Below are 12,897 nucleotides of genomic sequence, written 5' to 3' on the forward strand. Positions count from 1 at the left end.
CGCCGGCCCCCTCATCCGCCCTACGGGCACCTTCTCCCCGCTGGGGAGAAGAGGGGATCGAGACGTTGCGGCATGTCCCCTCGGCCGGGCGGACGAAACCGACCCCGCGATCTCAGCCGATAATCAACGCCGTGCCATAAAGCCCCAGCGCAAACACCGTATGAGCCAGCAGATTGAAGCATCGGACCTTGTTCGGGGTAGGGTGTTTGGAGGCGGCCCAGCCGATGCCGAGGCCGGGCTGCAGCAGGAACCACCCTGCCCCGACGGTGACGATGCCGAAGATCCAGGCGGGAAGAAATGTCGGGGCCGTCAGCCAGGCCGAGCCCATGATGATGGCGAAGATCACCCCATAGAGGATGCCGACGGCGTAATGGCTGATCCAGCCGAGCGCCAGCTCATGGGCATAGGGCTCGGCATCGGCAATGCTCTCGTGAAAGACCTTGCCGCGGCCGAGGTGCCAGAACCAGCGTCCCACAGGTGCCCAGTTGGGCGCCGCCTGGCCGAACTGGGTGAGCAGGATTGCCCAGAGGTCCATGAGGATGGTTGCGCCGGCGCCGATCACCAGGCCGCGCCACAGAATATCGAACATTGGGAATCACCGGAAAACGTTGCGATTGCAGGACGCTACAAGATCATCGCAGACGCGCCGGCGCAATGGCTCCGGTGAATTGAATGGCCACATAAGGGAAGGATTCCAAGGCTAATCCGGCTGCGGTCCGCCCTCGCCCTCAGTTTCTCCGGCGCCATTGCCGATATCGCCGCTGATATCCTCGGCAAACTTCCGCATGAGCCGCACGAGTTCATTGAAGTCGTGTTCCTCCCAGCTCTCGAAGATGGCGCGGCCCATCCGCTCGCGGGCGACGTCGATGCGATCGGTCATTGCCTTGCCCTTCGGGCTGATGACCGCCTCGCGCACGCGGCGGTCGGCGGCGTTGCCGCGGCGCTCCACCAGATCGAGACTTTCGAGCTTGGCGACCTGACGGCTGACGGTGGTGTAGTCGCGCCCGGCGCGGTCGGCGAGTTCGACCACCCCGATCGGACCGAGCCGTTCGATCGTGACCAACAGCGGAAACAGCGCACGATCGAGCGAAATGCCCGCCTCGCGGACCATCTGCTCGTCGCGCTGCGGGCGGTTCATGACGCTGACGATCTCGATCAAAGCCCCATGCAGTTCGCGCAGTTTTTCACTGATATGTGTATTTTGCACATTCTTTGTTGACGCCATGCCGATTCTCCTATTATGTGCATAATACACATATGGAGAAACCAATGACAGAAAATTCCACAGTCGACGTGCTGATATCAGGCGCCGGGGCTGCCGGCCTGACGCTGGCGATCGAGCTGGCGCGGTGGGGCGTGTCCTTCCGCCTGATCGAAAAATTGAACGACCCATTCCGCGGTTCCCGCGGCAAGGGTATTCAGCCGCGAAGCCAAGAGGTGTTCGAGGATCTCGGCATTCTCGACCGGATCGTCGCGCTCGGCGGCGCCTACCCCAGACAGCGGGAATATCGCGATGACGGCAGCGTTAGCGAATCCGATGCCGTGATGGGTGGGGCGCCGACGCCCGCCGAGCCCTATCATCTTCCGCTGATGGTGCCGCAGTTCCTGACCGAAGGGGTGATGCGCGAGCGCCTGCTCGAACTGGGGCACCGGCCCGAATTCGCCAGTGAACTTATCGGCTTCGAACAGGATGAGGCGGGCGTGACCGCGCGGCTTAAGGGCACATCCGGCGAAGAGACCATCCGCGTACGCTGGCTCGTCGGCGCCGATGGCGGCCGCAGCTTTGTGCGCCATGCGCTGGATATCGGCTTTCCCGGCAAGACGCTCGGCGTGCGCGCTATCGTCGCCGATGTCGTTCTCAAGGGATTGGATCGCGACGTATGGCATCGCTTCGGCGATGGCGACATGCAGCGGCAGATCGCCATTTGCCCGCTCGCGGGGACGGATCTGTTCCAGATCCAGGGACCCATCCCGCTCGAAGGCGAGCTCGATCTCTCCGCGGCAGGCTTGACCACCCTGGTGAAGGAGCGCACCGGCCGCGACGACATCGAGGTCCAATCGGTCTCCTGGGCATCGGCCTTCCACATGAACGCCCGGCTTGCCGATCGCTACCGGCTCGGCCGCGTGTTCCTCGTCGGCGATGCCGCCCATACGCATCCGCCGACCGGCGGACAGGGTCTGAATACCAGCGTTCAGGACGCCTATAATCTCGGATGGAAACTGGCGGCGGCCACTGCCGGCGCGCCCGACGCGCTGCTCGACAGCTATGAGGAAGAGCGCCGCCCGGTCGCCGCCGCCGTGCTCGGTCTGGCGACCAATCTTCTTGACGCCATGAAGCGAGGCGATATGCGGCGCGGCCGCGATGTGCATCAACTCGATATCGGCTATCCCTCCTCCTCCTTCGCGCTGGAAAAGCCGGAGCGGAGCGCCGGTCTGCTTGCGGGCGACCGTGCACCCGATGCGCCGCTCAGAGGTGTCGCCGGCCAGCCGACGCGTCTGTTCGAACTATTCAGGGGGCCGCACTGGACGCTGCTGGGCTACGAGGCCGAGCAAGCCGCCGTGCCGCCACGCCCGAGCCTGCATATCCACAGGATCGGCCGGTGCGGAGATCTCATCGACGACGGCGGGCATTTCCATGATGCCTACGGCGTGACATCGGGCGACTGGGTGCTCGTGCGTCCGGACGGCTATGTCGGCGCCATCATTGCGTCCGGCGAAGTCTCAACGCTGGAAGCGTATCTCGCAAAAGTCGGCCTTGCTGCGTAAGCGGCAACTCAAAGCACCACGGTGTTCTTCGCGCGCCTGAAAACAGGTGTGAGTGCCGTAGCCAATCGCCACGCCGAGTAGCGCACTTTCGTTTGCTAGCCGCCGCACAAGGCCCAAGAGAGCCTCATCCTGAGGCGCCGTAGGCCATAGGCCGAAGCCTCGAAGGACGAGGCGGGTGTTCGGCGCCAGATGTGAGATGGCAGAGAGCAGCGTTGCGGCAGGTCCTTCGAGGCTCCGCCCAATGGGCTACGCGCCTCAGGATGAGGAGCGTTGGAGGATGCCGCATCATAGACCAAGCGGCATCGGATCTTTCAGAGAGCATCCCGCTCGTATCGCGGCGCCCAGCCGCGGGCCATCCCGCGGCTCATTACGCTTTCCGCCAGCGCCAATTGCTGGCGGAGATGTTTGCAGTCATCGAGCAGCGAGCGTATCGCCGCTTTGGCATTGTCGTCATGCCAGGCGAGCACGGCTTCGACTTCCCAGGCCTGATCGGGCCAGGTTTGTTCCGGCCCAGCTTGTTCGGGGGATGCCCGATCGGGTTCCAAGGTCCTTGTCGGTCGCATCAGTTCAGCGCCAACGGCAATTGCACAGGGCGCGGCAATGGCGGCAGCGGCCGGCTGAGTTCGACTTTTCTCTGCCAGGCGGCACGCCGCTGTTGATCCCGCTCGCGGGCTGCGCGGGACGCTTCGACGAGCGCAAGGGCGTTGGCGATCACCTGTTCCGTATGCGTCATGATCATCTCCAATGTTCCTGTTTTGTTCTAAGTTAGAACTTTGGCAGGAAAAGTCAAGCGTCGGGACGATATGGCTTTGAGGATAGTTGAGGAAGCGCGGAGAGTATTCAGTCCGCCGCTTCTATCACGGCGATGCCCGCCTCCTGTGCCGCCCTGATGAAGGCCGCCCGCACGTGTTCAGGTGGGAGATCGCCGATAATCGCATCCAGGCACGACTTGACGGCCTCGAAATACTCTTCGCCGTCGTCTACCGGCCAGTCGCGCAGGAGCGTGCGCGCGGCGTCCCACACAGAGTTAATAACGGCATAATGACCAAGCCCCATTGAGGCCAAGCCAACCGGTCGAAAATGTGCCGTCTGTCTCACTTTGCTACAGCTTTTCCCAATTTCGGTGGAGCTTATGGATACGATGCAATTTGCGTGCCGTTGGTATGCCGCGTCAACGGCCGAAGCGGGGATTTTGATCCTGGCCAATGATGCCGCGACGGACGTGTTTCTCCATCCCTCCGGGTCCCTGCAGGCGACGCGTTTGAGAACATGGAACGCTTGAAGCTTCCTGAGCGACCCCCGAGAGCCCCACGATCAGTCATTAAGCAACTGATTATGGTAAATATCAGGCTTATCATCCCAAGCCCGCTGATTAAACCTCAGTCTTTCCTTCTATACTCCATAAGGATTACAGCAACTCATATGCTTTGCTGGAAGCAAAAGTCTCTATCATCCTTCATTGATTGTCCCAGAGGTGGACGGAGTTTCATCCGGGTCGTACAATGCGATCTATCCTGCACGCGGCGGATCTGGGAGGAGCGCGCGATGCCTATTTTCATGGATCGGCACTTTCTTGAAGGAACGACGGCCGCCGACGTTGCCCGGGCGCATCGCATGGATCTCGACATCCAGGACAAGTACGGCGTCAAGTTCCTGACCTACTGGTTCGATCAGCGGCGTGGGACCGCCTTTTGCCTCGTGGATGCGCCGGACGCGGAAACTGCGCAATGTGTGCATCGCGAGGCCCATGGCTTCGTCGCCGGCGAGATCGTCGAGGTCGCCTTGTCAGCGGTCGAGGCTTTTCTTGGCCGAATTCATGATCCGGAGCCGGCGCCTGGCCAGTCGTCCAGCGACGTCGATCCCGGCCACCGGGCAATTCTCTTTACCGACATCGTCGGATCGACAGCGATGACATCGCGCCTCGGCGACCGGATTGCGACAGAAATGGTCAGAGCCCATGACGCTATCGTGCGCCGATGCCTCAGCCAGAATTCAGGTCGCGAAGTGAAACACACAGGCGACGGCATCATGGCGGCCTTCGCCGCGACAACGGCAGCCGTCGAATGCGCCATGGCGATCCAGCGGGAATTCGAGCGTTACAACGGCGGAAACACCGAGCCTATCCATATCCGCATCGGAGTGGATTGCGGCGAGCCGGTCGAGGACAGCAACGACCTCTTCGGCTCGACCGTGCAACTTGCCGCGCGTCTCTGCGCGGCAGCCTCCACCGACCAGATCCTCGTCTCGGAGAATATTTTTCGGGAGTATGGCGCCGCCGATCTCTTCACTCACGCAACGCGCCGACGGTTCAAGGGGTTCTCGAAGCCGATGCAGGTCTTCCGATGCGACTGGGCCAATGCCGACGTAAACTAAGATCTGTTGGATCCGATACCCGAATAGCCGGCTGCCTCTTGGCGGGGCTTGCCGCGGCGCTTTTTGGCCAAGAAATAGGCGATCATCCGATCCGGAGATATCTAAACCAAAACGCGCCGCAACTGATGTGACGGCGCGCCCTCACCTGCCATGCAGACGGGCCTAACAGGCCTATATCTGACTAAGCATTACCAATTTGATGGTTCATCAGCCGCTCGAATTTGGGGCCGCCCTCGACCATTGCAAGTACGCCCGACATCTTCAGGAACCGGCGGAAATTCTCGCGCGCAGCGCTCAACGGGAAACGCCCGTTGGCCGTATCCCTGCACGCCTTCAACAGCGTGTCATATGCCAAACCCCGTTTGTCCTCCGGCCACCCGTCCAGAACATCGAAGATTTCATCGAGGCACGTGACCTCATCGATGAAATGTTGACGATGAAGCAGAATCGGATCAAACCGAGTTGACGACATAGTATCCTCCCATTTATATTACTTTTTATGGTGTAATTTTACTGAATAACCGCGATTTTTTCAAGTCAAAATCGAGTTCGTCGGACTATTAACGTCATGCAACTACTTCCACAACGGCAGAATAGCCCGATCAGAGTAGACTTAAGCGCATTTGACCATCGGTTGAGGGTCGACGCATCACCAATATAGATTGGTAGATCAATCGTAGGAATGTTTCGGATCAGCTAAGCGTGATCAGACGTGCTAGAAGTTTCGTATATTCTCGTGTTGGCATGGTAGATTGCGACCATGACAACCTCGCGAGGAGACGTTCGGATGAACCGATTTTTTTCATTGGTAGCGGGAGTGCTGATCGGTGTGTCCGCGTTCACGTCTTCCTGCACATCGCCTGCAAGGCAGGATCACCAGGATTTTCAATATCAGCGGGATACATCGGTAAACCCGGCATGCGCGGATGGGTTCAGACCCAGCAATGCGCGCTCGTGCAGTTATTGAAAGGTTAGAGCCGGAAATTGGGTTTTGCACTAGGGGCGGCACGCGACAGCAATGGGGCCGGTCGGGAACTCCTAACCTGCTTCACCGTTATGTGATCGGGTCACAGTTGGCCCGATCCTAAACAGGAGAACGGTTCCCCATGAACAATTTGATCTGGCTCGTCGGCGCTGTCGTCATCGTGCTCGCGGTTTTGAGTTTCTTCGGCTTCCGCTGATTGCAGACGCGCTGATGGAAATGTGGCGGCACAACCGCGTGTTCCCTACCCGGCGATCGGATGGACGATGAATTCCTCCGCGCCGATGGATCGATTGGGACGGGCGTGCCTAGTATCTCTGCACAGTGATTATGACTCTTTGGCCGTATCGGGATAGGTGCGGCCCATTTTGGTGCGGGCTTTGTCGGTCGTGAACATCCACTTGATTTGGGCGCCGGCGGTGTTGCGCTGTTTCTCCCATGCGGCAAGCTCACGGACAAGGCGCGCTTGGGGTCGTTGATTCTGCGATCGAGGCACCGGCAGCGCAAGGCGCCGATTTCGATCTCGACCATGTTCAGCCAGCTGGCGTGCTTGGGGGTGTAATGGAGCTGCAGGCGACGCAGAATGCGCCGGGCTTCGGCGGGCGCAAAGGCTTCAGACACTCAACACGCTGCCATCGTTACAGGTGGTCATTCACGGTGCCGCATGGTGGCGTTTGAACATACGGTAGGTTGTCTCGACGAGACCGATCGTCCAGCAGATGGGGCAACCGCGAAAAGCCACCATCGACACGCCAGCCAGGGCCAGCGAATAAAATGGATGTGGCACAGAGATCGATATCGCGTAACTCAAAGCGCTGATGCCGACAATACCGCGGGCCAGATGTTCGACAAGACCATTGCTGGCGAACATTGTCTTGGGCGAGGCGGTAGGTGACAGGTTCATGGGATTCATGGAAATTCATCTCTCCAATTCATAGTGGTTCAATCAATCCAAGAGGTATTCACGTAGCAGCGCCCGGCTCCGGTGCAGTCGACCCTTGATGCTCTCGCGGGTGAGGTTCAGTGAAGCGGCGACCTCGTCGATCGTCATCTCTTCGATATCGCGTAGTATGATCACCTCGCGGTAGTGTTCGGGCAGGGATTGGATCGCGCGTGAAAGGTCAAGCCGGAGTTCGTCCTGCGACAAATGTGCCAGGCGGTCCACGTTGGCCGGATTCAGCAATGCGTCGTCCAGATTGTCCGGCTTTCCCATCGCGCGCATTGCCATGCGCAAACATTCGCGGCGTACCACGGCCAGCAGCCAGCCCGATATCGAGCCCAGTGCGCGCAACGTTCCGACGCGGCGGTACAGTAGCCACAATGTCTCCTGCACCACGTCGTCAACGTCGTCGGAAGCGCTGCAGCTGCGCCGCGCATAGCGCCGAATGTCTGGCTGTGCGAGGTCCAGCAAAGCCAAGATGGCTTGCTTGTCACCATTGCGCGCGTCGTCAACCAGAGCCAGGTCATACTTCGGCGTGTACATGCGGGTGTCCTACTTCGCAGTGTCGAGGCGGCGGTTCGCGGCATCCAAGCGGCGGCCCGCCATGGCACACATGGGACAAAAACCGATGAAGCCGGTGAGCATTGTGCTGACGCCGACGCCAGCAATCGCATAGCCGATCATAAGCCCACTTAAGCCCAGCAAGCCGCAGGCGATCATAGCCAAACCGGCAACGACACGAACCGCGCGTTCCCATCCAGGTACATTCTTGACATAAAGCACGGTAAACCCTCCAAAGTTGCAAGCGCAATGGCACGCTCGAAAGGTAAGAGGGCTGGGAATGCAGTTTCGGTTCGCGTCGTTCTAAAAATATTTCAACAGCGCCATTTCCAGGTCACCCCGCCCTCGGTTCATCAGATGGTTCTTACGCTCGAACGCGCCGGCCTGATCCGACGCCAAACCGGCGTCGCCCGAAGCATCGAAATCCTGGTCGCCCCAGAAAACTTGCCAATCCTGCAATGAACCAAAATCAACCCGTCAAATCCTCCGTGCAGAGGTACTAATCGAAAGCTATGTCTCCGCCGGCGTCAATCGGCGGACGCCTAGAACGGGGTCAAAGCCGTCGATTACCTCTCGCACATCTTCGCGAGGTTCTTCTCGAGACTTCGGCGCAGCGCGTCGGAAATCTCGGTCTGCAGTCCTTTGACAATATCGCCGAAGCGACCGCCAGTCTGCACGATCTCGATCGAACTCTCGGTGGTCTTGCATGTCGCAAGGTCGACCTGCAGATGGACTTCTGCGGTCGCCGAGAACCCGCCTTTGACGAGAGCTTCGTCCGATGTCTTGCAAGCCAGCGTGCCCCGGGCACTGGCCTGCGCAGCGTCGCCATTCACCGACACCTGGAGGTTTTCGATCTTCACCGAATCGAGCTTGTCGACGCCTACCTGCACGGTAATCCCAAAACTCGAGACCTTCGCCTTGAGCGACCTGCAAGGTTGCGCGTCTCCGATGGCCCGCTCCAGCGCATTCGCCGCTTGCGCCTGTGAGACGATGAGCGGTTGCAAGGCAAGTGCGCCTATCGCAAGCAGGCCCAGCCAATAGCGCATCTCCTTCTCCTTCCCGTATAGTCCGATGACCAGCCCGCGGACGCCCCGCATCATAAGCGTGCAACAGGCCATCGGCAAAGCAATGCCGATCGCCGCCACACACTCGGCACCTGAGCGACTCCTTTGCTATCGCATTTGCCATTTTCCGAGCTGCGGCGGGTCGATTCGAGATCGACCGCCATGTCCTCGACTATCCGCAGAATGACGTGTGAACAGCGCGAAAAGTGGATGATCACCCCCTCGGTCTTCCTTTACAATCAGTCGTTTCGGCCTCTCAAGCCAGTGCATGGGAAAATCGATGGATCGTCTTGTTGGTGCAGATGAAGCGACGCAATCGGAGAAGCGGGCTGAGAAAGCTGATCGGCCGGAGGGCTTGGCGCGGGATGTTGCGGTCATCAAGATCGGCGACTGTCTGCTGGGCTACAAGGCCGTCCAGCGCCGCATGCGGGCCAGCCGTTGGAACCATTTCCGCGGCCGGATGCGCGAGATCGAAAAATTGATCAGGCATCGTCACGGAGACATCGTGCCCGAGGCCGATGACGCATTGATCTATGTCGAGGTGATCGCCGGCCTCGCCCTGGTCGAGTTCAAGGAAGAGTTCGTCGAGGTGGTGCTCGGCTGGGCGGCGCGATGGCTTCCCTGGGCTGGGAAAGCCGACATAGAGGACGTCATCTACGAGCGGACCAAGGCGCGCTTTTCTGACTTGTCCGCCGACGCGCTCGGTCACGCGCTGCATCTCAGCTACGCGGAACGGAGCGCCCTCAATATCCGCACCATCGGTGCGTTCGATGTGACGAAGCGGAAGAGAGCAAAACTTCAAAAGGAAAAGCGGCGCCAGCGGGACCGAGCGCGAAAAGAGGAGCAGCGCCGTGCCGCCGGCGCCCTTTCCAGAGCCGACTATCTCGCCAATTCTTTCAGCCAAGCGCGCCCCTGGGAGGCTTTCGGCATCAGCCGCCGGACGTGGGAACGCCGCGGCAAACCGATGCCGGATCCGGAGACGATATCGGACTGCGGTTCGATCTCGCTCGCCGCTTAGTCGGCGCTTTCTCGGCCTTTAGCCGGGTGGTCCGAACCAGCTATTCACAGCCTCCTGCAGACCATCCTGCGTCCCGTTACCCACCCACGCCACATATCCATCGGGCCGGATCAACACGGCGGCTGGAGCGGAGACCGCACCCAGCGCAGGCAGCTCCCATGGACCGTCATATCTGCCGTCGACCAACCTGATGCGATCCGACCACCGCGGGATGTCGACGCTGCCGGGCGCGCCAAGGTTCAAGAGCACCGGCCGCGCATCTTGGAGCAGCGTAAAAACACGCACAGGACCATCTGAGGTAACCAGGTCGAGGTCAGGCATGCGGCGACCGAGCAGCGGGTGCCCCTCGCCGAACTCGTAATGGATAGCCAGTCCAGACATTTCGGCAGCGATGCGTTTGCGCGGCTCCTCCATGCCAAGCAGCTCCGTCACGATGTCTCGCAAGGCTTCGGTACGATCATCGGTGCGCTGCAAGGCGACCTGCGCCATCGTCATGCGCAACACGCGGGCCGCAACCGGATGGCGCTCGGCATGATAGGTGTCGAGCAAGGCTTCGGGCGACGTGCCTTTCACCACCTGGGCCAATTTCCAACCGAGATTGACGGCATCCTGCACACCGGTATTGAGGCCCTGCCCGCCGACCGGAGAATGCACATGGGCGGCATCGCCAGCGAGGAATACCCGGCCCTTGCGGTAGGCCATCGCCTGCCTGGACATGTCGGTGAACCTGGAAATCCAGTTGACGCGATGGAGTCCGTAATCTGTTCCGAACGCGGCGATGAGCGCTTCCCTGAGATCGTCGAGCGTCGGTTCGGTCATGGCGCCGGCATTCTTCTCCGGCACCATCACGCCGATCGGACCTTCCTTGGCAAAGACGATCTTGCCGTCGTGGATTTCGTACTCCTCCCTGCCGAAGGCATAAATACCAAGGGCCGTGCGGTGGATGCCCAATGGCGGCTCCTCTTCCATCTCCACTTCGGCCAGGATATTGCCGGTCGTCGGATCCCATCCCTCAAACGCAATGCCGGCAACCTTGCGAACCAGACTGCGCCCGCCATCGCAGCCGACGAGATAGCCTGCCCTGAGCGAGGCGCCATCGGAGAGTTCGATGGTGACGCCTCTGTCGTCCTGCGCGAAACCCGTTACCTCGAGACTACGATAGATCGGCACCGCCAGCTCGTTGACCCAGCCGGCCAGAATGCGCTCGATATGCTTCTGCCGCAGCGCCAGCCCGTAATTGTGCCGGGTCGGAAAATCGCTGATATCCAGACGCATGACCGCGAACCCCGTGACCTGGGCTGTCTGCCCTTCCGCGAGGAACCGGTCGACGATGCCGCGCTGATCGAGAATCTCGAGCGTGCGCGCACTCAGACCGCCGGCACGCGTACCCGCAAGCTCCTGGTCAGGGCGGCGTTCGACGATCGCCACGTCGACGCCCGCCAAGGCCAGCTCGCCTGCCAGCATCAGGCCCGTCGGCCCTGCCCCCGCAACCACGACTGCATGTTCCCTCATCCGCAAACTCCCTTATTTCAATTGCTCCAACGCAATATCTCAGGGTTCCAGAGACCTGGCCCCACTGCTTTCTCCCCATCAAATCGGCCCATCCAATCGGCCCTGCGCAGATACCGATTTTCTCTGTCGCAGGTTGTTCTCCCTATAAATATAAGCTCCATACTGGTTGGAAGGACTTGCGACAGGATTTCAGGCTTGCTCTCCAAAGCCCTATTCGCCGCCACTTGCGGGTCTCTTGCTGTGGAGCCCAAGCTTTTCAATACGACCTGACCGGGTGGGCGCCGGATGTGGCAGGCGCCGTCCGGGGTCGTTCCTCTCGAAGGGGATCAATCAATTCCTTGGAAAGACGTATCTCACTGCGGAGCTGGAGCTTTTTGCGGAATCGTCTCAGCCGCCGGTCGCTCGGACGGATCGGCGGGATGGCCATAGATTGTGTACACGGCCCCCGCCAGCACCCCCAAGACGAGAAGAGCGACGACGTACAACATCATGCCACGGATTGCCGTCTTCGGTGTCTCGTCCATCAAGATCTCCAAGGTTACTCAGCGGTCAAATTCGCTGCGAGCGCCTTTGGTTCCGACGCGGAGGTTGTTCAAGTGAGCACCCATTCACGGAACGATCCGGTCCGGATCTGGTTTACCCCACATCCTGGTTGCTATGGAGGTCGCCATGTGGGCAATCCTGACCGGAGCCGCTCTCATCATCGGCGGACTTCTTTTTCTCTTTACCTCGGCGCTTGGTCGAAGACCGAGTGATCCGCATCAAATGCCGCAAGGCGGCACCACGCTGGAGCCACGGCGGCAAGGCCTCAGATTCCTCGGGATATCGAAAAACTGGCCGGCCCTGGCGGTTATCGCACTCGGCGCACTTCTCTTGGCTTTTGGCGGATATTCGTGACATCCGACAGCACTCGACCGCTCCAAAATTCCGGCATTATGGGGGCACGTGCGGCCCTTGTTTCACAATGCCGCCGAGATAGTGCAGCAAAACCACGAACGTCGATTGACGGCAATATAAGAGCCGCCGGTCAATGCTTGAGGCATTTGCGGCCCATTGCCATTGCTTTGTAAGTTCCCTTCAAGTCGACGACAAAGGTCCCCTTGGTTTCCGGAAACACGATCATTTCATATTTCTTCGCCAGGTCGCGCTTGAACTCCGGGCTGTCCGTCAAGATGTAGCCGCCAGAATATCCGCCCTTGAGCTCACCGTGGGTGCTGGTGGCAACACCACCATAGAGATGACCTCCGATTGAGACGAAGACTTCCGACTTGGTCCCGTTCTGAAGGCCGATATCAGCCTTCGAGAATACGCCAAGATATCCCACCTGCTGATCTGCGGTAACACCCATTTGCACCGAACTTGCACCATAGTCGCGCACGATCAAGCAATCTCCGCGGGTTTGATTTGTATAGACGGTCCAGTTCTCAACCTCCCCATATTTGACAAGCACATCACTGGCTTTGGGAACGGGATTTTGTCCATAGGCCGCCATCGCCGACAGCCCTACTGACGTCGCAGCGATCAGTGTCAAGAAACTTCTCATCGATATCCCCTTTTCGTGCGCAGGCTGAATTGCTCTGTGGCCGGGGCGGTGATCTGCGCGACCCACGTGATGACCCGGAAAAATTGAGCGGCAGAAAAAATTGGAACGGCAAGGCGGTCGAGAAATGCTTGGGCACTG

At 59.9% G+C, this 12,897-nt stretch carries 17 protein-coding genes and 1 pseudogene; 4 read left to right on the forward strand and 14 right to left on the reverse strand.

The window, feature by feature from the left end; translation table 11 throughout:
- Window positions 1–112 precede the first annotated feature (112 nt).
- Together C3Y91_RS15625 and C3Y91_RS15630 are read right to left on the reverse strand one after the other, a co-directional pair.
- Window positions 113–589 (reverse strand): DUF2938 domain-containing protein, encoded by a 477-nt coding sequence (locus tag C3Y91_RS15625; RefSeq protein WP_130672563.1) that lies wholly within the window; start codon window positions 587–589, stop codon window positions 113–115.
- A 111-nt stretch (window positions 590–700) separates the two neighbouring features.
- Complete coding sequence (locus C3Y91_RS15630; RefSeq protein WP_075223878.1) at window positions 701–1,225, reverse strand: MarR family winged helix-turn-helix transcriptional regulator; 525 nt, start codon at window positions 1,223–1,225, stop codon at window positions 701–703.
- 44 nt (window positions 1,226–1,269) lie between these two features.
- On the opposite strand from C3Y91_RS15630, the gene C3Y91_RS15635 reads away from it, so the two are divergent.
- A complete protein-coding gene (locus C3Y91_RS15635) occupies window positions 1,270–2,766 on the forward strand; it encodes an FAD-dependent oxidoreductase (RefSeq protein WP_168575559.1) in 1,497 nt (498 codons plus the stop codon).
- A 311-nt stretch (window positions 2,767–3,077) separates the two neighbouring features.
- Here the strand turns inward: C3Y91_RS15635 and C3Y91_RS15640 are convergent, their stop codons facing one another.
- The 3 genes from C3Y91_RS15640 to C3Y91_RS15650 all read right to left on the reverse strand — a co-directional run bounded on the left by C3Y91_RS15640 (window position 3,078) and on the right by C3Y91_RS15650 (window position 3,864).
- Window positions 3,078–3,329: a hypothetical protein gene (locus tag C3Y91_RS15640; RefSeq protein ID WP_018068670.1), complete on the reverse strand. Its 252-nt coding sequence runs from the start codon at window positions 3,327–3,329 to the stop codon at window positions 3,078–3,080.
- Complete coding sequence (locus tag C3Y91_RS15645) at window positions 3,329–3,499, reverse strand: hypothetical protein (RefSeq protein ID WP_162039352.1); 171 nt, start codon at window positions 3,497–3,499, stop codon at window positions 3,329–3,331. The genes C3Y91_RS15640 and C3Y91_RS15645 overlap by 1 nt, the downstream gene beginning before the upstream one ends.
- Window positions 3,500–3,606: 107 nt before the next feature.
- On the reverse strand, window positions 3,607–3,864 hold the full coding sequence (locus C3Y91_RS15650; protein WP_011651896.1) for a DUF982 domain-containing protein: 258 nt from the start codon (window positions 3,862–3,864) through the stop codon (window positions 3,607–3,609).
- A gap of 447 nt (window positions 3,865–4,311) precedes the next feature.
- On the opposite strand from C3Y91_RS15650, the gene C3Y91_RS15655 reads away from it, so the two are divergent.
- Complete coding sequence (locus C3Y91_RS15655; RefSeq protein ID WP_024321930.1) at window positions 4,312–5,139, forward strand: nickel-binding protein; 828 nt, start codon at window positions 4,312–4,314, stop codon at window positions 5,137–5,139.
- A 181-nt stretch (window positions 5,140–5,320) separates the two neighbouring features.
- Here the strand turns inward: C3Y91_RS15655 and C3Y91_RS15660 are convergent, their stop codons facing one another.
- The 6 genes and pseudogenes from C3Y91_RS15660 to C3Y91_RS15695 form a co-directional block, all read right to left on the reverse strand.
- A complete protein-coding gene (locus tag C3Y91_RS15660) occupies window positions 5,321–5,611 on the reverse strand; it encodes a DUF982 domain-containing protein (protein WP_018073545.1) in 291 nt (96 codons plus the stop codon).
- Window positions 5,612–6,449: 838 nt separating this feature from the next.
- Window positions 6,450–6,736 (reverse strand): annotated as a pseudogene (locus C3Y91_RS15670) (transposase); the annotation flags it as partial.
- A 37-nt stretch (window positions 6,737–6,773) separates the two neighbouring features.
- On the reverse strand, window positions 6,774–7,034 hold the full coding sequence (locus C3Y91_RS15675; RefSeq protein ID WP_027689089.1) for a hypothetical protein: 261 nt from the start codon (window positions 7,032–7,034) through the stop codon (window positions 6,774–6,776).
- Window positions 7,035–7,067: 33 nt separating this feature from the next.
- On the reverse strand, window positions 7,068–7,604 hold the full coding sequence (locus C3Y91_RS15680) for an RNA polymerase sigma factor (RefSeq protein ID WP_168575560.1): 537 nt from the start codon (window positions 7,602–7,604) through the stop codon (window positions 7,068–7,070).
- A gap of 9 nt (window positions 7,605–7,613) precedes the next feature.
- Window positions 7,614–7,844: a YgaP family membrane protein gene (locus tag C3Y91_RS15685; RefSeq protein ID WP_130655342.1), complete on the reverse strand. Its 231-nt coding sequence runs from the start codon at window positions 7,842–7,844 to the stop codon at window positions 7,614–7,616.
- 344 nt (window positions 7,845–8,188) lie between these two features.
- The gene (locus C3Y91_RS15695) at window positions 8,189–8,668 is read right to left on the reverse strand and encodes an LBP/BPI/CETP family protein (protein WP_168575561.1); all 480 of its coding nucleotides are present in this window, start codon (window positions 8,666–8,668) and stop codon (window positions 8,189–8,191) included.
- A 298-nt stretch (window positions 8,669–8,966) separates the two neighbouring features.
- Here C3Y91_RS15695 and C3Y91_RS15700 point away from each other — a divergent pair, with 298 nt between their 5' ends.
- Window positions 8,967–9,704 (forward strand): hypothetical protein, encoded by a 738-nt coding sequence (locus tag C3Y91_RS15700; protein ID WP_130763487.1) that lies wholly within the window; start codon window positions 8,967–8,969, stop codon window positions 9,702–9,704.
- An 18-nt stretch (window positions 9,705–9,722) separates the two neighbouring features.
- Here the strand turns inward: C3Y91_RS15700 and C3Y91_RS15705 are convergent, their stop codons facing one another.
- A complete protein-coding gene (locus C3Y91_RS15705; protein ID WP_130686377.1) occupies window positions 9,723–11,216 on the reverse strand; it encodes an FAD-dependent monooxygenase in 1,494 nt (497 codons plus the stop codon).
- A 353-nt stretch (window positions 11,217–11,569) separates the two neighbouring features.
- Complete coding sequence (locus tag C3Y91_RS15710; RefSeq protein WP_165410325.1) at window positions 11,570–11,740, reverse strand: hypothetical protein; 171 nt, start codon at window positions 11,738–11,740, stop codon at window positions 11,570–11,572.
- 145 nt (window positions 11,741–11,885) lie between these two features.
- Here C3Y91_RS15710 and C3Y91_RS15715 point away from each other — a divergent pair, with 145 nt between their 5' ends.
- A complete protein-coding gene (locus C3Y91_RS15715; protein WP_024321922.1) occupies window positions 11,886–12,113 on the forward strand; it encodes a hypothetical protein in 228 nt (75 codons plus the stop codon).
- Between the two features lie 130 nt (window positions 12,114–12,243).
- Here the strand turns inward: C3Y91_RS15715 and C3Y91_RS15720 are convergent, their stop codons facing one another.
- Window positions 12,244–12,759: a hypothetical protein gene (locus tag C3Y91_RS15720; RefSeq protein WP_018484770.1), complete on the reverse strand. Its 516-nt coding sequence runs from the start codon at window positions 12,757–12,759 to the stop codon at window positions 12,244–12,246.
- Window positions 12,760–12,897: the final 138 nt, after the last annotated feature.

Source organism: Rhizobium ruizarguesonis, from assembly GCF_012349115.1.
In the GTDB taxonomy this organism is placed as follows: Bacteria; Pseudomonadota; Alphaproteobacteria; order Rhizobiales; family Rhizobiaceae; genus Rhizobium; species Rhizobium ruizarguesonis.

Coding starts and splice junctions, on each gene's coding strand:
- C3Y91_RS15635 (WP_168575559.1), top strand. CDS start 1,270: ATGACAGAAAATTCCACAGTCGACGTGCTGATATCAGGCGCCGGGGCT.
- C3Y91_RS15630 (WP_075223878.1), bottom strand. CDS start 1,225: ATGGCGTCAACAAAGAATGTGCAAAATACACATATCAGTGAAAAACTG.
- C3Y91_RS15720 (WP_018484770.1), bottom strand. CDS start 12,759: ATGAGAAGTTTCTTGACACTGATCGCTGCGACGTCAGTAGGGCTGTCG.
- C3Y91_RS15645 (WP_162039352.1), bottom strand. CDS start 3,499: ATGACGCATACGGAACAGGTGATCGCCAACGCCCTTGCGCTCGTCGAA.
- C3Y91_RS15710 (WP_165410325.1), bottom strand. CDS start 11,740: ATGGACGAGACACCGAAGACGGCAATCCGTGGCATGATGTTGTACGTC.
- C3Y91_RS15675 (WP_027689089.1), bottom strand. CDS start 7,034: ATGAATCCCATGAACCTGTCACCTACCGCCTCGCCCAAGACAATGTTC.
- C3Y91_RS15705 (WP_130686377.1), bottom strand. CDS start 11,216: ATGAGGGAACATGCAGTCGTGGTTGCGGGGGCAGGGCCGACGGGCCTG.
- C3Y91_RS15680 (WP_168575560.1), bottom strand. CDS start 7,604: ATGTACACGCCGAAGTATGACCTGGCTCTGGTTGACGACGCGCGCAAT.
- C3Y91_RS15640 (WP_018068670.1), bottom strand. CDS start 3,329: ATGCGACCGACAAGGACCTTGGAACCCGATCGGGCATCCCCCGAACAA.
- C3Y91_RS15715 (WP_024321922.1), top strand. CDS start 11,886: ATGTGGGCAATCCTGACCGGAGCCGCTCTCATCATCGGCGGACTTCTT.
- C3Y91_RS15660 (WP_018073545.1), bottom strand. CDS start 5,611: ATGTCGTCAACTCGGTTTGATCCGATTCTGCTTCATCGTCAACATTTC.
- C3Y91_RS15700 (WP_130763487.1), top strand. CDS start 8,967: ATGGATCGTCTTGTTGGTGCAGATGAAGCGACGCAATCGGAGAAGCGG.
- C3Y91_RS15655 (WP_024321930.1), top strand. CDS start 4,312: ATGCCTATTTTCATGGATCGGCACTTTCTTGAAGGAACGACGGCCGCC.
- C3Y91_RS15695 (WP_168575561.1), bottom strand. CDS start 8,668: ATGCGCTATTGGCTGGGCCTGCTTGCGATAGGCGCACTTGCCTTGCAA.
- C3Y91_RS15625 (WP_130672563.1), bottom strand. CDS start 589: ATGTTCGATATTCTGTGGCGCGGCCTGGTGATCGGCGCCGGCGCAACC.